Below are 22,474 nucleotides of genomic sequence, written 5' to 3' on the forward strand. Positions count from 1 at the left end.
TATCATACAAATTAACTTAAAATTTATTTTTTTAATAAAGGAGCGATTTTTTATGGCAAAAGCAGATGCATCAAAGCTAAATTGGAATAATTTGGGATTTGAATATATGGACTTACCTTATCGATATACGGCCCATTGGAAAGATGGTGACTGGCAAGACGGCGGTCTTACTGAAAACAGTACTCTTCCATTAAGCGAAGCAGCAGTTGTACTACATTATGGTCAAGGCGCATTCGAAGGAATGAAGGCTTACCGTACCCCCGACAATAAGATTCAACTGTTTAGACCCGACCGTAACGCAGCTCGTCTCAAGAATTCAGCTGAAAGACTGCTAATGCCTGTATTCCCCGAAGATAAATTTGTCGACGCTGTTAAGCAAGTAGTCAAGGCCAACGCTGACTTTGTCCCACCATACGGTACTGGCGGCACTCTCTATATCCGTCCTCTACTGATTGGATCAGGAGCAACTATCGGTGTCCACGCTGCTCCAGAATATACTTTTACAGTCTTTGCAATGCCTGTCGGCAGTTACTTCAAAGGTGGAATGACTCCTGTCAACTTCACTACTTCACAGTATGACCGTGCTGCTCACAAAGGTACTGGTCAATCCAAAGTTGGTGGTAACTATGCCGCATCCCTTCTTCCAGGAGAAAATGCTCACAAAGATGGATTTGCTGACTGTGTCTATCTTGATCCTGTAAATCACAAAAAGATCGAGGAAGTCGGCTCAGCTAATTTCTTCGGTATCACAAAAGATGATGTCTTCGTTACTCCTAAATCACCATCAATTCTTCCATCGATCACTAAATATTCACTATTGTGGCTGGCTAAGAACCGTCTTGGTCTAGGAACCGAAGAAGGCGATGTTTATATCGATCAACTCGACCGTTTCAAGGAAGCTGGAGCTTGTGGTACCGCAGCTGTCATCTCACCTATCGGTGGATTGGAGCACAACGGCAACTTGCATGTATTCTATAGTGAAACAGAAGTTGGCCCCGTAACTAAGAAACTATACGATGAACTAACAGGCATCCAATTCGGTACTGTTGAAGCACCTGAAGGCTGGATTCAAACTGTAGAATAATAAATATAGATAAGGAATAGATAATATGAGAAAATTTGGAATCATTGGCGTAGGTCATGTCGGTGTCACTATCGCTTATACACTAGTAACCAAAGGAATTGCGGACGAATTAGTGTTGATCGATACTAACGAGGGCAAGTCAGTTGCTGAACAACTGGATCTTGAAGATGCTCAAGCAAGACTAGACACAACTACTAAAATCAAGATTCAGGACTACAAGGAACTCAAAGACGCCGACATCGTCTTCATGACCGCTGGAAAAATCGATGCTGCTAAAGAAACCGGCAATCGCTGGGCAGAGTTCGAATACACCACTGCCAGTGTTAAGAACGTTGCTCCTCAATTGAAAGCATCAGGATTCAACGGTATCGTCATCGACACAACCAATCCTTGTGATGCCATCACCCAATATCTCCAACAATCTTCTGGTTTATCCACTCAACAAGTCTTTGGTACAGGAACCTTTCTCGATACTGCTAGAATGCAACGAGTTGTGTCAGAACAATTTGATGCTAACTCCAAGAACGTAGCGGGATACACACTTGGCGAACATGGTGATTCTCAATTTGTTGCCTGGTCAGGTGTACAAGTTAACAGTCATCCGCTGGTAGAATTTGCTAAGCAACAAGGCAAAGAACTCGATTACAGTGCTCTTGAAGAAGAGATCAGAAAAGGCGGCTGGGCAGTATACCAAGGCAAGGGCTATACAAGTTACGGTATCGCCACTTGTGCGGTTAAGTTAGCTCAAGCAGTATTGTCAGACGCACAATTAGAGTGTCCGGTATCTTGTTACAGTGAAGAATTCGACACTTACATTGGCCAACCGGCTGTTATTGGCAAGCATGGTATTGAATTTGTCAATAAGATTCAATTAACCGCTGATGAACAAGCCAAATTCAAGAATTCAGCCGAAACGATCAAAGAAAAATTTGCGACAATTTAGAGGTTTTGCTGTTTTGTTGTTTTGTTGTTCTTTTGCCGCTGAGGGTGGGAAACAATTCCATCTGCCGTTGGACCGGCTTAAGTCTTCGTCTTAAGCCTCGCTTGGAAGCCTGTAGTCTTCAAGTCGTCCAGTGTTCTAAGCGATAAATTGCTAAGAACACTTTTACGGCGGATTCCATTGTTTTCCACCCTAAGCTAATTAGTATATATTCTAGATTAATAGTCATATTACAATAATTTGGTTTAAAAACTTGATACTATTACAAATCAAATAGCACGCACGATAATATATTCAAATTATCGCACGTGCTATTTTTATATAACTCATAAACATTTAGCTGGAGGTCAGCAGTAATGGAATCAGTAGCGATTGTGGTGTTAATGTGGTGATTTTCCACATTTACAGCACGGACGTCTTGACTGATTTGCGGTTTATGCAAAGCAGACAAGCGAAGCATGAGACCGCTTTGTGGCTCATACCGGTCCCGCTACAGATGGAATTACTGCTGACCGGAAGCGGAACCCCTAAACAAACTAGTTTCAAGCAATCTTAACCTTGCTAGTAATTTTAGACTTGTTCAACAACATTGAACTGGTTACAACTGATAAGGAACTAAATGCCATTGCTAAACCAGCTAGTTCAGGACTCAAGGTCAAACCGATTCCAATGAACAATCCGGCTGCAACTGGAATTCCTAAAACATTGTAGATAAAGGCCCAGAATAAGTTCAACTTGATTCTGTTAAATGTCTTCTTGCTCAATGCCAAAGCACGATCAACATCCCTTAGATCATTCTTAACCAAGACAATACCACCAGATTCAATAGCAATGTCAGTTCCTGATCCCATGGCAATTCCGACATCAGCCACTGTCAAAGCTGGTGCATCATTGATACCATCACCAACAAAGGCGACTTTTCCATCTTGTTGCAAAGCCTTAACATGATCAGCTTTATCACTTGGTAATACATCAGCAATCACTTGATCAATACCAACTTGTGCAGCAATAGCTTCAGCGACACGTTGATTATCACCCGTCAGCATAACTGTCTTCAAACCACGAGCTTTCAAGTCTGCAATGGCCTCTTTAGAAGTTTCCTTAGGAGCATCTTGAATAGCAATTAAACCAATAACTTTGTTTTCCACGCCAACAAAGACAACGGTCTTAGCTTCTTCTTGAAGTTTGATAACTTGTTGCTTCATATCTTCATCAATTGTGACATCAGATAACAACTTATCATTACCAACAAAAGCGTGTTTATCAGCAACAACTGCTTCAACACCCTTTCCTTCAATAGCCTTAAATTGACTAACTTTAGGAAGCAAAATATTATTGTTTTCGGCTTTTTTCATAATGGCTGAAGCTAATGGATGCTCTGAAGATTGTTCCAATCCCATAGCGAATGTCAAAACTGACTTTTCGTCACCGATAATATCAGTAACTTCTGGCTTGCCGACTGTAATAGTACCTGTTTTATCAAAGACAACGGTCTTAACATCATTAACAGCTTCTAGAACTTCACCATTCTTGATCAAGATACCCATCTTTGCTGAACGACCGGTTCCTACCATCAAGGCAGTTGGAGTTGCTAATCCTAAGGCACAAGGACATGCAATAACTACTACGGCTACGGCAAAGATCAATGAGTTAGCGACTGAAGCATCTAAGAAAACATACCAAGCCATGAATGTTAAAATGGCTAAAATCAAAACAGTTGGTACAAAAATATCAGAAACTTTATCTGTTAAATTTTGAATTGGTGCATGGCTATTTTGAGCTTTCTTAACTAATTCGACAATTTGGGAAAGCATTGTGTCATCGCCGACTTTTTCGGCTCTAAACATAAATGTTCCGTTACTATTGATTGTTGAACCAATGACCTTGTCACCAGTCTTCTTCTCTACTGGCATACTTTCGCCGGTAACCATTGATTCATCGATCGTAGAATTACCTTCAGTAATAATCCCATCGACCGCAACTTTTTGTCCAGGTTTTACACGAACAATGTCACCCACGACCACTTCTGATAATGGAATCTTGACTAACTTGCCATCACGCATAACTTCAGCATCTTTGGCTTGTAAATCAACTAATTTTTCTACGGCATTAGAAGCATTATTTCTCATTCTCTCTTCGAATACTTGTCCTAAAAGAACAAAGGTCGTTACAAAGGCTGCACTCTCGAAGAAGACTGCTTGATGCGTTGCCATCGCATAAATACTGTAAACATAAGCTGTGACTGTTCCGATGGCAACTAGCGTGTCCATATTGGAATGGTGCTTAGTAAACGAAGCCCAAGCACTTTGCCAAAACGGACGAGCTGACACTAACATTACAACTGTCGTTAAAATAAGTTGTGTCCAATCACCACCGGGAAGCATGAAACCAAATGGCATTAAAATCATATTAGCTAACATTGGTAATGAAAAGATCAATGAGATCCAAAAGCGTTTTGTGATTGTCATTATGAGATCACTACTTTCCCAAAGAACATGTCCATTCCACAACTAAAATCAAATTCTCCTGACTCATCTGTTGGAATATCAACTGTCTTCGTAACATTTAATGGTAATTCTTCTTCAAAACCTAACTTCTTGGAGTGAACTACATCCAAACATCCTTGTTCATTGGTTCTTGTAAATGAGATTTTAGCAGGAACACCCTGTTTTAAATTAACAATCTCGGGATTGTATCCACCAGCAACTTCAACTTTAATTTCTTGTGTATTTTCAGCCATAATATTCATTCTCCATTTTTAATTTATTTGATGATAAGTTTTCCGTGAAACATATCCATTCCACAAGCCCATTGATATTCGCCAGGTTTACTTGTGTCAATTTCAATTTGTTGTTCTTCATTGATCGGTAGTGCTTGATTGATTCCAAAGTCTGAGAAGACCACTCGATCTAAACAACTCGACTTATCTTTTCTAGTGAAATTCAAAATTGCAGGAACGCCCTTCTTCAAAACAACCGTCTCAGGTGAATAACCACCATTCACTTCAACATTGATACTTTGTGCATCGTTTGTAACATCAGCCTCTACCTCAGCGACTTCATGCTTACCAAAGAACCACCAAACGATAAACCCAATAATTACTAAACCTACTATTAAAACCATAATTTTTGTCAAATTCATCCCTCCACTCTCCGTTTACAATTGTAATCGACACTTATATCTTATTCTCCACGTTTACATTTGTCAACACAATTATTTTACAAAATAAAATAGCCATATCCTATTAGGGATATGACTACTTTTGTAGACTATTCGATTTTTTAATATGCATTCTCGCGCATTGATACTGGCCAATCTTTAATTGATTTATGCGTATCAAACTTTTGCAATGATTTAATTTCTTCATCAGTCATCTTGAAACCAAAAATATCAAAGTTAGATTTAATATGATCAATATTCAAAGACTTAGGAATCGTAACGATTCCTTGTTGTGTCAAGAATCTTAAGAGTATTTGTGCTGGTGAAACATTGTATTTCTTAGCTAGATTCTGAATATCTGGTTGTTTCATCATTTCACCACCGTAATTTTCACCTAGCGGTGCCCAGGATTCATGAACGATGTTGTTAGCTTTTAGATATGCACTCATCTTCTGTTGTTGCCAATATAGATGAGTTTCAATTTGATCGATTACCGGCTTAATCGAACTATTACGTATAACTTCATCAACTTGTTTACTATTGAAGTTACTCAAGCCGATCGATTTAATTTTTCCAGCTTTAACAGCCTCTTCCAAAGCACGGTAGGTTTCTAAACTCTCAGAAGTTGGCCAGTGAATGATCATCAAGTCAAAATAATCTTGTCCAAAACGTTTTAAAGAATCATCGATGCCCTTTTTGGTATCTTCATATCCTTGTGTTTGTGTTTTTGAAGTCACAAAGAAATCGCTACGGTCGATCCCGCTCTTAGTAATTGCCGAACCAACACCGGATTCAGTTCCATACACTTGTGCTGTATCGATACTACGATAACCGATATCAATTGCCTTCAAAACATTCTCTTCAGTCTCCAGTGGTGGAGTTTGAAAAGTACCATATCCAAGAATCGGCATTTTATTGCCATCATTAAAAGTTACATATTCCATTTTATTTACCTCATTATATAAAATAATACACGTACCAAGTTGGCTACGTGTATATTCTAGGTCCTATTGTTAACAATTGAAAATACTTATTTCAAATAGTTAATTATGCTAAAAATGCATTTCTAAACAATTTGTTTCAAAATATTATTTTTGTATTTCATATAATCGGCATCGATCTTCTCCGAATCGATATTGAAATAAGGATTATCAACTATTTTCAGCGGCAATCCTTTATCAGGAGTCATAATGGCGATACGATTTCCTAACTTAATAGCCTCATCTATATCATGGGTAATAATAAAGAATGTCAAATGCAGTGACCGCCACAATTCTAGAATAACCTGATGAATATCATTTCGAGTGAATTCATCTAAAGCACCAAAAGATTCATCAAACATCACTAATTGCGGCTGATTTGCCAAGGCTCGTGCAATCGCTACTCTTTGTCGCATCCCACCCGATAGTGAGAAGACATAATCATCTTTCTTATCTGACAATTGAACCTGTTCCAATAAGGTCATGACACGAGATTTTATTTCAGACTTATCAAAATGTCTCATCTTCAATCCAAAGCCAATATTATCAAAGACATCGAGCCACGGATACAAGGCATTGTTTTGGAAAACTACTCCTAATTTCCAATTTGGTCCAATAACAGGTTCACCATTTAACAATACTTGACCAGACGTCGGAGGAAGGTAGCCAGCAATAGCATTCAGCAAGGTACTTTTCCCACACCCTGACTTACCGATAACGGTCATTATTTCACCACGACTGATATCAAGATTAAGAGAATCGAGAGTTGGTTTTTCAGCCCCTGGATAAGTAATATTCAAATCTTTGACTTCAATTATTTTTTCCACTTATTTATCCCCCAATTCTCTTACATACTTGGTTGCAACGAAATTTTTAATTTCTGATCTAGTAGGTGCATGATCAATGGTCTGCTGCTTAGCCATGAACTTGCCCGTAATGTACAGTTGTTCCTGAAAAGTTTTCGTCAAAAAGTTCTTATCCGTCATTTGCTTAGCGGTCAGCCATTGTGAGGTTCCGATTTGAGACTTAGCTTCCTCATAGCCTAAATCGTTTTGTTTGGAAGCAGCCTTAATTATACGATCTGGATCAGTTTGCATCTGCTGGTGAGTACGATTCAATTGCTTCAGCAATCCCATTACAAGTTTTGGATGACTGCGCTCAAATCCTCCACGTACCAAAGTAATATTAGCGGTGATTCGATTCTGGTTACGAAGATCTTCACTGGTGATCAAAAAATGTCCATTCTTCAACATCGGTGTCAACGTAGGCTGCCAAGTATAAGCTGCGGAAATATCTCCACGGTTCCAAGCAGCAACAATATCTTGCGTATCCATATCTAATAACGAAACCTTATCCAGTAAATTATATTTTTCCAAGGTCATCATCAGACTGTAATGTGACGTCGAGGCAAATGGTGTCGCGATCTTTTGGCCTTTTAGATCTTTAAAATTTTTAATACCACTACCATTACGCACTACTAATCCTTCATTATTTCCCAACACGTCATTGACCCAGATTAACTTAGCGTCAATTTTGGAAGACATGGCTACAACGCCATTAGTGTCACCCATTGTCGCAAAATCAATATCTCCTGAGATCAACGCTTTGTTGGCATCAACACCTGAATCAAAAATTATATATTTAGTTTTAATATGCTTGTTATCAAAGTAATCACTCAAATATTGCAATTGTCTGGCTGCCGCAACATCATTGGGAACTTGCAAGATACCGATCCTAACTTCACTAACTTTTTTGGGATCATTTTTTTGTTGAGAACAGCCGGATAGTATTAAAGACAGACTGAACAAAGCCAATAAAATTTTGAATATTTTTTTCATGCTTTGCCACTCCAAAAGACAATCTTTCTTTCAATTATCTTTAACAACTGGTCCAAAACAACACCAGTTATTCCTAGAATAATGATGCCCACAAACATAACATCACTCTTCAAGTACTTGGAAGCATTGATGATCATCCAGCCAATTCCATATGTGGCAGCTACCATTTCGGCGGCAACGACTGTTGTATAAGCCATCCCAACAGCAGTTCTAATTCCGGTAAAAATATCTGGTAAAGCGGAGGGAAAAATAACGTGGAAGAAAACTTGAGTTGAATTAGCACCTAATGATTCGGCACTCTTGATATAATCATCGTTAACTCTTTGAACGCCAGAAATACAGGCTAAATAAATCGGTGCAAAGGCAGCTAGATACAATAAGACGACCTTGGAAGTTTCACCAATACCGACCCAAAGGATCAAAATCGTATAGTATGCCAATGGTGGGATTGGTCTAATGAATTGAATTATAGAATCAAACATTGAATAAATAATTTTGATTCGTCCACTGATCAATCCTAACGGAATCGCTGTAACGATTGCTAAAATAACCGCACTCAACAACCTAGTCATAGTGATACAGAAGTGATACCACAGAGGGATGCCGTTGTAGCCATACTTGTTTAATTTGATAAATGTTGAAATAACCTTCTCCGGACTGGGCAAAAGTATTTCTGGTGTTATTTTCAATCCTGTAACCAATTGCCACACGATTAACAATACTACCCATGTGGCAACTGTAATTCCCCAATAATGTTTCTTCCATGACTTCATATTTCCCTCCGAAAAAAACTAGACGTGATACGAATACCACGCCTAGTTCAGTTTTGTTCCACTCTCTACTTAAACGAGCTACTCAAAAGTTAACCGTTTTGTTCCACTCTCTACATTAGATCAAATCTATATCCATCAATAATAGGTTCTCTATCATCAACTTTATCATGATAGTATTCATATTCTGATAGTCCTAAGAATGATCCAACGATATTATAAATATTTGTATAACCTAAGTTACCTAAGGCACGTACCATATTATAACTACGTTGACTGGATAAGCAGTGAACATAAACTGGTACGTTGTGTGGAATTTCATCCAATCTATCTCTAAATTCACTCAATGGAATATTGATAGCACCTTTGATATGTCCTTCTTTATATTCCTTAGGTTCACGTGCATCTACGATCATTGCGCCACTTTCGACTAAGCCACGAACTTCTGACATTCGAACTTGTTTGAATTCGCCATTGAGAATATTTGTAGCAACTAAACCTGCCATATTGACAGCATTCTTAGCTGTACTGAACATTGGTTGGTAACACAATTCTAGATTCTGCAAGTCTTCTACATGACCGTGCATTGAGATCATTGTTGCAATAACATCAACTTGTTTATCAACACCACTTTCACCAACGGCTTGTGCTCCTAAGATCTCACCGGATGGAACTCCAAAGATCAACTTGAAGTACAGTGGTTTAGCATTTGGCATCAACACTACTTTATCCTTAGGAATAATCATCGCAATATCATAATCAATGCCATTTTCGAGACATTGTTTCTCTGTCAAACCAGTTGATGCGGCATTCATCATGAACAACTTGATTACTTGTGAACCAATTACTCCACGTTGAGTTGTTTGTCTTCCGTACATATGATCAGATGCTGCACGAGCTTCCATTTGAGCTGGGAAAGCTAAATCAAGACGTTGTTTCTTTCTTGTGATCATATTTGTTACTTCAATAGCATCCCCAACCGCATAGATATGAGGTAGATTTGTTTGGTAACCTTGTCCAACTGCAATTGCACCAGTATCACCAAGTTTAACACCGATCTTTTCTGCCAAAGCTACATCTGGTTTAACACCAATTGCCATGACAACTACATCAGTTGAAATTGTTTTGCCTGAAGCCAAAGTAACTTCAGTATCTGAGATTTCAGATACTCCATCGTCAACAACTAAATTAACACCATTGTCGATAACTTCTTTGTGCAGGATTTGAGCCATGTCGTCATCGATTGTTGCCATGATGTGATGAGCCGCTTCAACCAACGCAACATTCTTGCCGCCTTCGACTAAATTCTCCATAACTTCTAGTCCAATAAATCCACCACCAACAACAGTAATATTGTTGGCATCGTGATCTTCAATGTAACCAGCTAAAGCCTTAATATCCTCGACATTGCGCACAGTAAAGACATTCTCATTGTGAATTCCCTTGATCGATTCTGGAAGGATCGGAACAGCACCTGGTGAAAGTACTAATTCATCATAATCTCGCTTGCTAGTTTCACCAGTAATCGTATCCTTGATAGTAACTGTCTTATCCTTGTAATCAGCATCGATCACTTCAGTATTCACTTCAGCGTCAATATTGTATTGCATCTTAAATTGTTGAGGTGTCATCAACACAATATCATCAGCATTTTTAATCGTACCACTCAGATGATATGGCAAAGCACAGTTTGAGAACGAAACATTTGGACCTTTTTCAAACATAGTTACTTCAGCATTTTCATCCAATCTTCTAACTCTGGCAGCAACAGATGCACCACCGGCAACTCCACCAACAACTAATACTTTTTTACTCATTACAATTCCTCCTTAATTTGTTACCACATTCATATTTGGTAATTCATACTTAGGTAATAAGTCTACCTTACCCTCAAACATCTTAATTCCGACGATTCCACCTAGTACAAGAAAGGCCATAAACACATATCCATGAATTGAGAAGTTACAAATCGATGAATACAAAGCTCCAATGTTACAACCGCGAGCACATCTACTTCCAAAGCCCATCAACAGACCACCAGTTGCATAAATCATAAAATCTCTAGCGTTGAACTTGAACTTAAAAGAAAATCTTCCGGCCATCAAGAAAGCAATAAATGCTCCCAAAACCAAACCGATATTTCTAATTGTTCCGCCATCTACTAACAAGCTGCCTTGCATTGCTTTGGCAGTCTCATCAAAGGCTGGCGAAGTAAATGTCATTCCAAACAAGCCAAGAAACTTTTGATCTAATGAAACGAATGGAGTTGTAACTCCCCAAGCTTTTCCAGTAGTCGTTAATACAAAGATCGCACCGATAGAAATTCCAATTGCACCAGTTAAGAAACTCCATCTTTCAACAAAGAATTTATGATATGTTTCCCATGAAGTCAAACTGAATTCTTTTTCATTCGTATCAATAGGCTTCTCATATTCTAAATAATCTGACTTAGGATCAGAATACATCCCGATTTGTTTCTTGTGATTCTCATACATCTTGGCAACAACGTATAAGCCAAGAAAAATCAATAATGTAACAAAGATGGCTCCGCCGTATCCAATGTACTGTGGCATCCAGCCTTGAAGGCCGACCTTTCCAATAGCGGATTGATCTAATTGGTAACCAACCCACTGACCTGGGGCTGCAGCAAGAACGAAAAATGGTAATGCTACCCAAGAATGTCCTTCACCTTCACCAAAATCAGACAAGGTTCCACTAGCACAACCACCAGCCATCAACATACCGATTCCGAACAAGAAACCACCGAGTGCTGTTGAAATATTTCCTATCCGAACATTTTGTGTTCCCGGAATGATTGCTTGGCTATCACTTGTAGCTAACCAAGCCGGAACAGCTCCGCCACTAGCAGCAGCCCATTGTATCCCAACGTTAACAATCGCTGTAAGTGAGAACATGACCAAAAGCGCAACCGTCAAACTTGATTCACCACGATAAAATACACGTTTAATACCACCAGCAAAACCAAATCTGGATCTAGTCAAAACATAACCGATCATCAAGCCAGCAAACAAAAACATTGGTAATTTATTAACTTGATTGTATAAATAAAATGCCCATATAACTGTAAGTACGAATAATCCTATTCCTATCACAGGTTGTTTAGGATTTAAACCGTAAGATTTCATTTTCTGTGCAATCATAATATCCCCTCTTTTTCATACAATGTGATATTGTTAACAATTTCTACACTTGCAGTATACCCCCGAGTGTATGACTATTGAAATTCCAATATTTTGAACAAAGTATAACTAAAAAGGAATAGCGATATTTCTAGTTGCCGTATACTCTCTTTGCAACCATATTCCCGAAGATTCCTCCAAGAACAAGTACGATCAAGAAAATCCACCCAGACAATGAGAATGTTGCAATTGGACTGTACAAGGCACCAACGTTACAACCATTAGACAAACGAGTTCCAAATCCCATGGAGAATCCACCAATGCAATATAGCAGACTGCTCTTAACAGTCAGTGACGGAACCGAATGAATCGTCTCACTCATCAAACCGGCAGTTGTGAAGAAAATCAGTGTTCCCAACAAGATACCAAAGTTTTGAACTGTCACGCCATTGGCCAACCAAGGTCCAGCAAATACAGCTGAAGGTTGTCCTGTAAAGTTAGCTAGTGATTCAGCAGAAACACCGACAGATGTCAGAACTTTTCCAAACCAGAAGCCGTAAGGTGTTGAAGCACCCCAGCCAGATTTAGTTAATCCCATCAATAAAACAAACAATAATGATAGTCCAATAGCTCCTTGTTTAAGAGTTAGTGGTCTCTTGAACATGATGTCATATGTAGTAGGACTATTTAAAGAAAAGTCAGAAATACTACTTTCAGAAAGTGGCTTGTCTTGAATTTTTTCTGACAAAACACCTGAATAAGTCGATTCATTACGACGTTTCTTTTCATATAAGTATGACAAATAGATACCGATACCAGCAAAAATGGCAGTTAAAACAATTGCTCCTAAATATCCATTCAAACCATCCCACTTGAACCAGTCAGGCATATAAACACCATTAGAGAATTTTGAACCAGTAGATGAAGTGAACCATGAATTCTTGACCCATGATTGAGTTGCTTGAACTGGGAATCCTAAAAAGACACCCAAACAGAAAAAGATCAATGTGATTCCAGCTCTTGGTAAATCAGTAACTAAGTCTGTCAAAGTACCAGTTGCACAACATGATGAAAATGACATTCCAAATCCAAACAGTAGTCCTCCCAATAGAAGTCCTAAGTTAATTGGATTGATCCATAAGTCATAATCAGTAATATTCTTAGCCGAAAACAAAAAGGCCACATTGGCGATCGCCGTTATGGTAAACATAAACATCAACGTACGCATCAACTTCGTTGAACCCGTGTTGTAGGCTCTATTGACACTACCGGCGAAACCCGTATAAGATCTAGATAATATATATCCCATTGCTAAGCCAATGAGTAAACGAATATAGTGCATGTTTGTTGGTAAAACAAACGGTGCACCAAAAATAAGTACTGCTAATAAAATAAAACCGAATACTTTGTCCCAATTTTTCATATATAAACACTCCCCAGTATTAATATCTGTGATTTTATTAACAATTTAAGTATACCTAGTAAGGTGTACCTAGTTGATTCCAATTTGTGTGATAAACTATAACCTATTAGGAATAAGGAAAGATCAGGTGATATATATGGCTTTAAACTATGATGAATTGTCAAAATATTTTAATGCAATTCTAAATTTTGGTAGTTTTTCTGCAGCTGCAGATCAGTTATTTGTTTCACAATCTTATTTAAGTAAAATTATCCAACGTGCTGAAACTGAATTAGGAGCAACACTATTGGATCGTTCACATCATCCTATTACATTGACCTTTGCTGGCGAGAAATTTATGAGTGGGTTGGAAAAAATCGAATTCGATAAACGCAATTTGTATCAAGAAATTTATGACATCGAAAACAACAAAAATGGACGTATAAACTTAGGAATAAATCAGTCCATCGCTTCTGTTTATCTGCCATTGATCTTGCCTGATTTTCACAGTAAGTATCCCAATATTCACATAACGATCTCTGAAGATCCTTCAGCCAAGCTAGAGTCTTCATTGTTGCATCAAGATTTAGATTTCCAAGTGCGGATGTTACCTATTTATAGTAATCAAATTGAATTTTCTCATTTGAAATATGAACCGATCTACTTAATTGTTGCTAAATGTTCGCCACTATTCGTTGATGGCAAACAAAAAATAGATATCCTCGAGAATGACTTAGAAGTGCTCAATGATGACAAATTTATTTCACTTTATTCCGGATCAGGTTTTTCTCGTTTACTGGAATCATTCTTGAATCGATACAACTTGAATATCAAAACTATGCTAAAAGTTAAATCGATTCAAACTGCAGCAACTCTTGCCTACAAGGGACTAGGATCGACCTTTGTACCGGAATCATTTTTGATCAAAGACTTTGATACTTCCCTCTGTAATGTCTACAAAATAACCCCGAATAGTCTAAAGATGAACGTTGTCTTAGCTTCATTAAAGGAACGAAGCTTTACAGAGCCTATGCAATTATTTAAAAAAAGCGTTCTGAGAAGTTTTTCCAACTTCGATTAGTTCCCATATTCAAAGTTAAAAATGCTAATATTAAATTACCAATAACTTGAAAGAGGGATTTTTTAATGAAGATTTATTTTGCTAACGGATTATTTGCGGAAGCAGATCGTATGTACAATGATATGGTCGTTAAGAAGATTCGTGAGATGTCTAGTGATATTGAAGTTTACTTACCACAAGAAAATGACGACATCAACGATAAGATGAATTACGCTGATTCAATTAAAATTGCTCAAGAAGACAACAAGGAACTACTTTCATCTGACTTAGTAGTCGCTGTACTCGATGGTGACACTATGGATGACGGTGTTGCTACTGAAATCGGTCTAGCCTTTGGTAAGGAGATTCCCATCGTCGGTTTGTGGACTGACTTACGTCAACACGGTTTCAATAATCCTGCAAAACTCGAAGCTGTTAAGACGATCGGTGAGAATCCCTTCGGCTATATCAACAACTACACAATTGGCTTGATTAAGATGAATGGTGTCGTAATCAACACTGTTGATCAACTTTTGGTAGAAGTTAAAAAGTACCTCTAATATTTCAATCATGTTACACATATTTTACAGTTGGATTATACCTAATTTACGTTTAGGTTATATCCAACTTTTTTTGTTACAGACGTTATATGATATTTCTCGGTTAGAAAAATTATCTATTAAATACGCTTTTACTTATCTAAGGGGATATATCTTATATGAAAATCAAAAGTTTCGCTGCTTCTATATTAACTGTTGCTTCACTTGCACTTGTTACATTAGGTTCAACTTCAAATGTACAAGCTGCTACTGTTGCTACTCAAGCAATGTCAGGTACTGTTTATGTTAATAATCAATCAGGAGCACAAATCTACGGAACACCTACAAAAGAAAACGGAGCCGTTGCTACTGGTGCCAGCCTCGCCAACAACTCTGCTTGGATCTTTAGTAAAGTAGCTAGTGTTAACGGAGAATTATACTACGCTGTTGGTAAGAACCAATGGATCAAGTCTTCAGATACAACTTCACAACCTGCTACTCAAGCTACAACTGAAGTAAACAAAGTTATGTACGTTAAAGCTAACGGACAAGTAAATCTTTACAGTTCAGCTGAAAATGGCTACTTCACTGGTACAGTTACTGGTGGTTACGGTTATACTGTTTATGCCTCAACAAAAGACTCTAGTGGTCAAATCTGGTATAACGTCGGCTTAAACCAATGGGTAAATGGTCAATACATGTCAGATGACAATGTTAAACAAACACTTACAATGAATGCTACTGCATACGATCCAGCTGTTCTAGGCTCAAATATGGGTTACAGCGGTGTCGCTGCTAACTTATCAAAATTCCCTAAGGGAACACACTTAAGAATTACAGACGGTAACGGGACTGTTTACGATCGTGTCGTTAATGATACTGGCTTGTTCGCTTACAGCAATCCTAATCAATTAGATATTGCTATGCCTAACTCACAAGCATTATCATTTGGTCGTCAAAACGTTACAGTTGAAGTTTTAGGCTAGAAATTAAAATAGACTCAATACTAGCATTTAGTATTGAGTCTATTTTTTTATGTTATTTTATATTTGTTTAAACAAATATATTGTAATTGATATAAATCTCTTTATAATTATCTATGAATAGATCCCTGCACTTGGGAGGAGGAAATCATGGATTCAAATAAATTCGTTTTAACACTCAAAAACTTACAAGAAAAAGATGCTCCATTTTTAGAGACGATTTTTTCAATTGCCAACGGTCACTTTGGCGTACGAGCCAGTGATCCTGTTTCTAATGTTGAAAATTTTGATACTTTGATCAATGGTTTTTATGAGAAATCACCGATTCACTACGGGGAATCTGCTTACGGCTACGCTCAGTTCAATCAAACAATCGTTACTATTACTAACTTGCGTCATATCAAAGTAACTAATGCTGATGGAATGGACTTTAACCGTTCTGAATTGATCTCAATGGAACTGAATATGAAGACTGGAACTCTCACTGAAGACTATCATCTCTTCAACGCTGTTAATGAAGAGATAAGAATGGAAGTAACGTCTTGCATCAGCCAGCACGATCGTAATTGGTATGCGATCCAATACAACTTCAGTCCAATTACCTATCATGGCAAATTGACCATCAGTAAGACTGTAGCATTCGATACAACAGCCAAAGTTGTTAACTCTAGTGATCCTCGTAAATCTAACGTTTCTTACCCGCTGTCTGTTTATGGTGAAAGACAAACCGATAATTCATACAATTGCATTCTAGCAACTAAACATTCTAATCTAACAGTTCCGTTTGTATTGCAAACTGCCAAAAAACAAGATCAATTATTAAATATGACCGTTGATCTCAAAGATCTTCCCTCTATCCCTTATATTATTGGTATTGGTAATATTTCCAAGACTGGTGATGTCGAAACTCTTAAGGATCATACAATTGAAGATATCAACACTGATGCACAAGGCTTCTGGAACGATGTCTGGGAGAACTCGGAAGTAATTATTGAAGGTGCACCGCAGTTGAACACTGCCTTACTCTACAATATCTTCCAACTGAATCAATCTGCTGGTAAAGATGGCAAAACCAGCTTAGCTGCCAAGGGATTGAGTGGAACTGGTTATGAAGGACATTACTTCTGGGATACCGAAACTTACGCTCTACCGTACTTCTCATTCACCTCTCCTAAAATTGCCAGAAGAATGCTTAAATATCGTTACAGCACCCTACCACAGGCAAAAAAACGTGCCGCTGAACTGGGAGTTAAGAACGGTGCCTTGTTTGCTTGGAGAACTATTAATGGCGAAGAAGCTTCCGCCTTCTTCCCTGCCGGAACAGCGCAATATCATATCGATGCCGACATTGCCTATGCTGTTGATTTGTATTGGAAATCCAGTGGCGACTTTGATTTCATTGAAAAATATGGTTTTCAAATCATCCTCGAAACAGCCAGATTCTGGGCCTCATTCGGTAACTGGCACAATGATAAGTTCGAATTCTGGTCAGTAACTGGACCAGATGAGTACACTGCTCTCGTGAACAATAATTATTACACTAACCGTATGGCAAAGAACAACTTGGCTTTAGCTAAAAAATACGCTGATATGTTAGTCAAACAGCATGAAGTCAATCTAGCTGATTACGGCACTAATATTGATGAGATCATCAAACTGGATCAAATATCACAGAAGGTCTATCTACCATTCAGTCATGACAAAGAGATCAACGCCCAGGATGACAGCTTCTTAAACAAGCCATTGTGGCCATTTGATGAAGTACCAAAGGATAATTACCCACTACTACTTCACTACCACCCATTGACGATCTATCGCTACCAGGTGGCTAAACAAGCTGATACGATCTTAGCCGAATACTTATTCCCAGATGAAATTTCTAAAGAACAATTGGACCGGGAATACACTTACTACAATGCTGTAACTACACACGACTCTTCATTATCGAAATCGATCTTTGGTATCATCGCTTCACGGTTAGGCAAGCCAAGTGTTGCCTTTGAGGCCTTTCAAGAATCAGCTTTTACTGACATATTGAACAGCCATGGAAATACCGAGGATGGTCTGCACATCGCTAATCTTGGCGGCAGCTGGTTATCGATTGCTTCAGGTTTCTCTGGGTTGAAATTATACGATGACAAGATTTCGATCGACAATCACGTTCCAGAACAAATTCAAGGCTTCACGTACCACATTATGTACAAAAACAGCTTGCTAAAGATCACCCTCAATCATGAGTTGTCTAGGATCAAACTAATGAATGATATCCCTACACAAGTAGAATTGTGTGGCACAGAAGTGTCTTTGAACAAGAACAACCCGGAAATCCAAATCAAGAAATAAACGATTGCTACTCTTTATCAACTGATATTGAGTAGCAATTTTTTAATTATTACAGATGTTACAGGATGCGGAAGAATTAAAGCGCAGGAATATTTTCCCAGCGCTTTTTTAGTGCTATCATATCAGCCTAGAGGTAATAACTATGGATAAATTTTACACTCACTTTATGAGAGAAACTAAATTACAAACCGAGGCTAAAGACAAAGAGATCAAGCGTTTAAAGACATCAGTAAAATACTTGTGGATAAATATTTTTATCTATTTACTAATTACTTGTGTTGAATATTTTTTATCCACAATCGGACACTCACAATCATTAAGAGCTGACGCTTTCAACAACTTATCTGGAGTAATTTCCACTGCGCTATTGATCTTTGGTATCTATGAAGCCACCAATGTTAATGACGACGACTTCGTTGGAATCCCCGTTCCCAAATATCTGCGTGGAAAAACTGCCATCCAGTTGTCCAGATTTCGACTAGAGACAGTTTTTACTCTGGTAACTAGTTTTGTAATTATTTTGATTTCTGGACAAATCATCTTCCAAGGCATCACGTCACTGTTCAAAACTAAAGTCGTCGTTCAGCCTAATATTTATTCAATTCTCGGTGCTGCCTTTGCCAGTCTGATGATGGTCGTGGTTTGGTTGATAAATAAAGAATTCGGCAAGAAACTACAAAACTCGTCCCTGTTAGCAGCTTCTAAAGATAGTCTAGGCGACTTAGTAACCAGTGTTGGTACACTCTTAACCTTGATTGGAACGATCTTCTTAAGGATCAAGTGGCTTGATGATACTGTCAGTATTGCCATCGGCTTCTTCATCCTCTGGTCAGGAATTCAGATATTCCAGGAAAGCACTATGAGTCTGACTGATTACTTCGATCCGAAGTTAGAAGATAAGATGCTGCAATTTGTTTCTAAAATAACTGGCGTTCGCAAAGTGCTCCAAGTCAACGGTAGACAAAACGGCAACATAATGGTTGTCGATCTAACTATTATGGTCGATCCAAAAATCACCGCCGTTGATATCTATCAAATAGACGAAAACATCGAAGAACAATTGCGAAACGAATTCAACGTCTTCGATGTTCAAATTGAAGTTGTCCCTGACCCCTCGGAAGTCAAAGATATTCATATTAAAATTTAATTGTAGACAGAAAAAGACCTCGTCCAACTGACAAGGCCTTTTTCTTTTTGAAGTGGTAAGATGAAATCCACTGTAGTTTCATCAACTTCTTATTTATCATTTTACTGTAAATCTGAATCTGAATCTTGCTACTGTAAAAACAAATCTTACTACTAACACTTGTCTGTTCAACTAAGGATCCTAGCAAATCATGTATTGAGCTTGCGCGACTACTATATTTTAAGTCGATTTTATGTTAACTTTTGTTGCTAGTTCCAAAATGCCGTTGAACCGTACTACTCTAATTCTTCGTTGCTCTTTATCTATCCTACCAGCCTCCTAACGGAAACAGTTAAAACATTTTAATTAGCATCAAATTTTTTAGGGCTACAGTTCCGGGCATTTCATCTTTACCACGTCTTAAATATAGCATTGTCCGAAAGCGTTTGCAACATTTTTAATTAGTCAATTTGTATAATCTTTCATTTTCTTTTATTTCACTCAAATAAAACTTATCATGAACGGTTGAAAGTGCTGTTGTATCACCGTTTTCAAGCTCTTTAGAAAAGATACTTTCGTAATCAGCAACACTAATTTTTTTGCGATTATTTAACTCTTTCTTAATAAAATCACTATCGATATATTTATCAAAACCAGCAACTATTTTGGCGCTATAAATTTCGCCGACAGCACCTGATCCATAACTGAATAACATCAAATTATCATTTGCTTTGGCATCACCGTTGACCAAATATGAAATCAAGCCCAGATACAATGAACCTGTGTAGAGGTTACCAACATTGCGACTGAATTCAATACTCTTTTGGTAATGATCAACTAATTCCGCATACTTGTCATCTGGAATTTGTCCTTCCAAAGTACGCAAGGCCTTCATCCCCATTTTGGTATATGGAATATGAAACAACATCGTATCAAAGTCAGCGGCTGTCACATTATACTTAGCTTGGAATTTTTTCCACAATGTCGTAAAAAATTCTACATAGATCTCATTCGAGAACTTACCACGAGCAAATGCCGTCTTAGAAAAAGTTGGACGCCAGAAATCACCGACATTACGCGACATATAGACTGACTTATTGTCCAGTTTCAAAATGTGCGGATCTTGACTGACGATCATTGCCACCGCACCAGCACCTTGTGTCACTTCACCCGGTGTTTTGATACCGTATCTAGCAATGTCGCTAGCAATGACTAAGGCCTTCTTATCCGGATTCATCGCAACGAAGTTGTAAGCCATCTGCAATCCAGCCGTAGCACCATAGCATGCCTCTTTGATCTCGAAAGCTCTCACATCTTCAGGTAGATCCAAAAGATCCATCAAAAAGGCTGATGTTGCTTTGGACTCATCGACACTGCTCTCAGTGCCAACAATCACTAATCCAATTTCATTGCGATTGTCATCGTCCAAAACTCGATTGGCTGCTTCTGCAGCCATAGTTACAGCATCTTGATAAATATCCGGTACTGCTTGCTTAGACTGCCCGATTCCAATTGTAAATTTATTCGGATCAACATCACGTGCCTGCGCTAATTCAACTATATCAATATATTTCTTCGGTGTGTAAAAACCTAGTCTATCAATACCAACGTCCATTATTTATTCCTCAATTCTCTCAGAACTTTTTTTGCATTTTCTAATGAATAATTTTTTTCGCTATTTAATTGAGCCGCAACCAAATCGATTTCAGCTCCGATTGCTCCAGCAGAAACCGCTAATGACTTACTTTGAAGACTCATATGGCCAGCCTGAATTCCGGTTGTGACTAGTGCCCTTAAAGCTGATAAATTATTAGCTAAACCGACAGCTCCAATCACTGAACGTAATTCTTTGCTTCCAGAAATATGCATGATTGCTAAGGTCAATTGTGCCATTGGCATGGAACTGATCGCACCGCCAACACTACCAACTTCTATTGGCATTAACAGTCTTCCATGCAATCGGTCATCTTCGATCTGCCAATTACTCAACGGCTGATATCCAGATCGTGCGGCATATTCGTGGGCGGCTGCTTCTTGAGCACGAAAATCATTTCCGCTTGCTAAGATAACAGCGTCAATACCATTCATAATTCCCTTATTATGAGTTACAGCTCGCTTGACTGATTTCTTTGCAAATTCAGTCAACGATACGATTCTCTGTGCAACTTCTGAACCTGACATAGTTTTGGTAGACAATTGTTCAAATTCAACATCTACCTGAACATCGACTAATTGCCCCTCACCACTGTTTGATAGAATACTGCACAAGACGTTGCAGCCAGTTATTGCAGCAACTTCTTTGGAAGTTTTTTCCAGAATAGTATTTACAATATTAGCACCCATTGCATCAACCGTATCCACTCCTAGTTCGAGCTCGATCAGATTGTCATACTTATGAAACTCCAACGTACGCACGCCACCGCCACGTCTAATGAGGCTCGGATGAGCTTCATTAGCGACTTTTAGGATTGCGTCGTGTTGTGCCTTCAACAAGGTTAAGGTATCTTCCTCAACCGATTCCAAAACGATCTGGCCGTACACAATATGGTCACTGACATTAACTGAAAAACCACCGCTGTTGCGAATTCGTTTGGCACCGTTAGAGGCTGCTGCAATGACTGATGGTTCTTCAATCGACATGGGTACTACATAATCTTTGCCGTTGATCTTAAAATCTGTTGCGAATCCATATGGCAGTCCAAAAACACCGACTTGATTCTCACTCAAACTATCAGCTAGATCCTGTGACAATGGCTCACGGGACTTCAGTAAGTCAGCTTGTTTGTTATCTATATAATCATTAACTAATAAATATTTAATGCGTTCTTCATCAGTCAGTTCGTACAATTTCATAAGAGTCGCTAGATAAGGAAACCTAGTACTTCAGTGCTAGGAGGAATTATCGTCTTGAGCGACTGCCTTTCTTAATATTTGTTACTTTGCCCTTTATTTTTGATTATTTGTAGTATTTGGCAGCTTCTTCTAGTACTAAATGATATACTGAATCTATCCTAATGAAAGGACTAGACCAGATGAGCAAAACCATGTCAGAACTACCTTTTCACTATGGTTTGAAGATGAAATGTTATCCGTCTTTCAAACAAAAACAA

19 protein-coding genes are annotated in these 22,474 nt (G+C 38.3%); 7 read left to right on the top strand and 12 right to left on the bottom strand.

Annotated elements, in window-relative coordinates; translation table 11 throughout:
• Positions 1 to 52 precede the first annotated feature (52 nt).
• Both U8519_RS09575 and U8519_RS09580 read left to right on the top strand, forming a co-directional pair.
• Positions 53 to 1,084 (top strand): branched-chain amino acid aminotransferase, encoded by a 1,032-nt coding sequence (locus U8519_RS09575; RefSeq protein ID WP_334330104.1) that lies wholly within the window; start codon positions 53 to 55, stop codon positions 1,082 to 1,084.
• 25 nt (positions 1,085 to 1,109) lie between these two features.
• A complete protein-coding gene (locus tag U8519_RS09580) occupies positions 1,110 to 2,027 on the top strand; it encodes an L-lactate dehydrogenase (protein WP_334330105.1) in 918 nt (305 codons plus the stop codon).
• A 539-nt stretch (positions 2,028 to 2,566) separates the two neighbouring features.
• Here U8519_RS09580 and U8519_RS09585 read toward each other — a convergent pair.
• The 10 genes from U8519_RS09585 to U8519_RS09630 all read right to left on the bottom strand — a co-directional run bounded on the left by U8519_RS09585 (position 2,567) and on the right by U8519_RS09630 (position 13,334).
• Positions 2,567 to 4,492 carry a copper-translocating P-type ATPase gene (locus U8519_RS09585; protein ID WP_334330106.1) on the bottom strand — a complete coding sequence of 642 codons (1,926 nt, stop codon included), beginning with the start codon at positions 4,490 to 4,492 and terminating at the stop codon, positions 2,567 to 2,569.
• The gene (locus tag U8519_RS09590; RefSeq protein WP_334330107.1) at positions 4,492 to 4,764 is read right to left on the bottom strand and encodes a cupredoxin domain-containing protein; all 273 of its coding nucleotides are present in this window, start codon (positions 4,762 to 4,764) and stop codon (positions 4,492 to 4,494) included. Before U8519_RS09590 ends, U8519_RS09585 begins: the two co-directional genes overlap by 1 nt.
• Before the next feature lie 23 nt (positions 4,765 to 4,787).
• Positions 4,788 to 5,147, bottom strand: a complete 360-nt coding sequence (locus U8519_RS09595) for a cupredoxin domain-containing protein (RefSeq protein WP_334330130.1) — start codon at positions 5,145 to 5,147, stop codon at positions 4,788 to 4,790.
• A gap of 158 nt (positions 5,148 to 5,305) precedes the next feature.
• Positions 5,306 to 6,127 carry an aldo/keto reductase gene (locus tag U8519_RS09600; protein ID WP_334330108.1) on the bottom strand — a complete coding sequence of 274 codons (822 nt, stop codon included), beginning with the start codon at positions 6,125 to 6,127 and terminating at the stop codon, positions 5,306 to 5,308.
• Positions 6,128 to 6,249: 122 nt separating this feature from the next.
• Positions 6,250 to 6,990 (bottom strand): ABC transporter ATP-binding protein, encoded by a 741-nt coding sequence (locus tag U8519_RS09605; protein ID WP_334330109.1) that lies wholly within the window; start codon positions 6,988 to 6,990, stop codon positions 6,250 to 6,252.
• A complete protein-coding gene (locus tag U8519_RS09610) occupies positions 6,991 to 8,001 on the bottom strand; it encodes a taurine ABC transporter substrate-binding protein (protein WP_334330110.1) in 1,011 nt (336 codons plus the stop codon).
• Positions 7,998 to 8,774 (bottom strand): ABC transporter permease, encoded by a 777-nt coding sequence (locus U8519_RS09615; protein WP_334330111.1) that lies wholly within the window; start codon positions 8,772 to 8,774, stop codon positions 7,998 to 8,000. The genes U8519_RS09610 and U8519_RS09615 overlap by 4 nt, the downstream gene beginning before the upstream one ends.
• A 110-nt stretch (positions 8,775 to 8,884) precedes the next feature.
• Complete coding sequence (locus tag U8519_RS09620; RefSeq protein ID WP_334330112.1) at positions 8,885 to 10,588, bottom strand: FAD-dependent oxidoreductase; 1,704 nt, start codon at positions 10,586 to 10,588, stop codon at positions 8,885 to 8,887.
• A gap of 12 nt (positions 10,589 to 10,600) precedes the next feature.
• Positions 10,601 to 11,932, bottom strand: a complete 1,332-nt coding sequence (locus U8519_RS09625) for a YeeE/YedE family protein (protein ID WP_334330113.1) — start codon at positions 11,930 to 11,932, stop codon at positions 10,601 to 10,603.
• Between the two features lie 130 nt (positions 11,933 to 12,062).
• Complete coding sequence (locus tag U8519_RS09630) at positions 12,063 to 13,334, bottom strand: YeeE/YedE family protein (protein WP_334330114.1); 1,272 nt, start codon at positions 13,332 to 13,334, stop codon at positions 12,063 to 12,065.
• A gap of 136 nt (positions 13,335 to 13,470) precedes the next feature.
• On the opposite strand from U8519_RS09630, the gene U8519_RS09635 reads away from it, so the two are divergent.
• The 5 genes from U8519_RS09635 (at position 13,471) to U8519_RS09655 (ending at position 19,385) form a co-directional block, all read left to right on the top strand.
• Positions 13,471 to 14,394 carry a LysR family transcriptional regulator gene (locus U8519_RS09635; protein ID WP_334330115.1) on the top strand — a complete coding sequence of 308 codons (924 nt, stop codon included), beginning with the start codon at positions 13,471 to 13,473 and terminating at the stop codon, positions 14,392 to 14,394.
• Positions 14,395 to 14,459: 65 nt separating this feature from the next.
• The gene (locus tag U8519_RS09640) at positions 14,460 to 14,933 is read left to right on the top strand and encodes a nucleoside 2-deoxyribosyltransferase (RefSeq protein WP_334330116.1); all 474 of its coding nucleotides are present in this window, start codon (positions 14,460 to 14,462) and stop codon (positions 14,931 to 14,933) included.
• A gap of 158 nt (positions 14,934 to 15,091) precedes the next feature.
• Positions 15,092 to 15,898 carry a hypothetical protein gene (locus tag U8519_RS09645; RefSeq protein WP_334330117.1) on the top strand — a complete coding sequence of 269 codons (807 nt, stop codon included), beginning with the start codon at positions 15,092 to 15,094 and terminating at the stop codon, positions 15,896 to 15,898.
• Between the two features lie 147 nt (positions 15,899 to 16,045).
• Entirely contained in the window at positions 16,046 to 18,238 is a 2,193-nt protein-coding gene (locus U8519_RS09650; RefSeq protein ID WP_334330118.1) for a glycoside hydrolase family 65 protein, read from the top strand.
• Positions 18,239 to 18,380: 142 nt separating this feature from the next.
• Positions 18,381 to 19,385, top strand: coding sequence for a cation diffusion facilitator family transporter (locus U8519_RS09655; protein WP_334330119.1), 1,005 nt, complete (start codon positions 18,381 to 18,383; stop codon positions 19,383 to 19,385).
• Positions 19,386 to 19,821: 436 nt separating this feature from the next.
• Here the strand turns inward: U8519_RS09655 and U8519_RS09660 are convergent, their stop codons facing one another.
• Both U8519_RS09660 and U8519_RS09665 read right to left on the bottom strand, forming a co-directional pair.
• The gene (locus U8519_RS09660) at positions 19,822 to 20,979 is read right to left on the bottom strand and encodes a hydroxymethylglutaryl-CoA synthase (RefSeq protein ID WP_334330120.1); all 1,158 of its coding nucleotides are present in this window, start codon (positions 20,977 to 20,979) and stop codon (positions 19,822 to 19,824) included.
• Positions 20,979 to 22,217, bottom strand: a complete 1,239-nt coding sequence (locus tag U8519_RS09665) for a hydroxymethylglutaryl-CoA reductase, degradative (protein ID WP_334330121.1) — start codon at positions 22,215 to 22,217, stop codon at positions 20,979 to 20,981. Before U8519_RS09665 ends, U8519_RS09660 begins: the two co-directional genes overlap by 1 nt.
• Positions 22,218 to 22,474 lie beyond the last annotated feature (257 nt).

The organism is Companilactobacillus sp. HBUAS59699, from assembly GCF_036913575.1.
Lineage (GTDB): Bacteria > Bacillota > Bacilli > Lactobacillales > Lactobacillaceae > Companilactobacillus.

What these genes read in the sequence shown, in the direction of transcription:
- U8519_RS09575 (WP_334330104.1), top strand. Translation starts at nt 53, where the DNA reads ATGGCAAAAGCAGATGCATCAAAGCTAAATTGGAATAATTTGGGATTT.
- U8519_RS09580 (WP_334330105.1), top strand. Translation starts at nt 1,110, where the DNA reads ATGAGAAAATTTGGAATCATTGGCGTAGGTCATGTCGGTGTCACTATC.
- U8519_RS09585 (WP_334330106.1), bottom strand. Translation starts at nt 4,492, where the DNA reads ATGACAATCACAAAACGCTTTTGGATCTCATTGATCTTTTCATTACCA.
- U8519_RS09590 (WP_334330107.1), bottom strand. Translation starts at nt 4,764, where the DNA reads ATGGCTGAAAATACACAAGAAATTAAAGTTGAAGTTGCTGGTGGATAC.
- U8519_RS09595 (WP_334330130.1), bottom strand. Translation starts at nt 5,147, where the DNA reads ATGGTTTTAATAGTAGGTTTAGTAATTATTGGGTTTATCGTTTGGTGG.
- U8519_RS09600 (WP_334330108.1), bottom strand. Translation starts at nt 6,127, where the DNA reads ATGGAATATGTAACTTTTAATGATGGCAATAAAATGCCGATTCTTGGA.
- U8519_RS09610 (WP_334330110.1), bottom strand. Translation starts at nt 8,001, where the DNA reads ATGAAAAAAATATTCAAAATTTTATTGGCTTTGTTCAGTCTGTCTTTA.
- U8519_RS09615 (WP_334330111.1), bottom strand. Translation starts at nt 8,774, where the DNA reads ATGAAGTCATGGAAGAAACATTATTGGGGAATTACAGTTGCCACATGG.
- U8519_RS09620 (WP_334330112.1), bottom strand. Translation starts at nt 10,588, where the DNA reads ATGAGTAAAAAAGTATTAGTTGTTGGTGGAGTTGCCGGTGGTGCATCT.
- U8519_RS09625 (WP_334330113.1), bottom strand. Translation starts at nt 11,932, where the DNA reads ATGATTGCACAGAAAATGAAATCTTACGGTTTAAATCCTAAACAACCT.
- U8519_RS09630 (WP_334330114.1), bottom strand. Translation starts at nt 13,334, where the DNA reads ATGAAAAATTGGGACAAAGTATTCGGTTTTATTTTATTAGCAGTACTT.
- U8519_RS09635 (WP_334330115.1), top strand. Translation starts at nt 13,471, where the DNA reads ATGGCTTTAAACTATGATGAATTGTCAAAATATTTTAATGCAATTCTA.
- U8519_RS09640 (WP_334330116.1), top strand. Translation starts at nt 14,460, where the DNA reads ATGAAGATTTATTTTGCTAACGGATTATTTGCGGAAGCAGATCGTATG.
- U8519_RS09645 (WP_334330117.1), top strand. Translation starts at nt 15,092, where the DNA reads ATGAAAATCAAAAGTTTCGCTGCTTCTATATTAACTGTTGCTTCACTT.
- U8519_RS09650 (WP_334330118.1), top strand. Translation starts at nt 16,046, where the DNA reads ATGGATTCAAATAAATTCGTTTTAACACTCAAAAACTTACAAGAAAAA.
- U8519_RS09655 (WP_334330119.1), top strand. Translation starts at nt 18,381, where the DNA reads ATGGATAAATTTTACACTCACTTTATGAGAGAAACTAAATTACAAACC.
- U8519_RS09660 (WP_334330120.1), bottom strand. Translation starts at nt 20,979, where the DNA reads ATGGACGTTGGTATTGATAGACTAGGTTTTTACACACCGAAGAAATAT.
- U8519_RS09665 (WP_334330121.1), bottom strand. Translation starts at nt 22,217, where the DNA reads ATGAAATTGTACGAACTGACTGATGAAGAACGCATTAAATATTTATTA.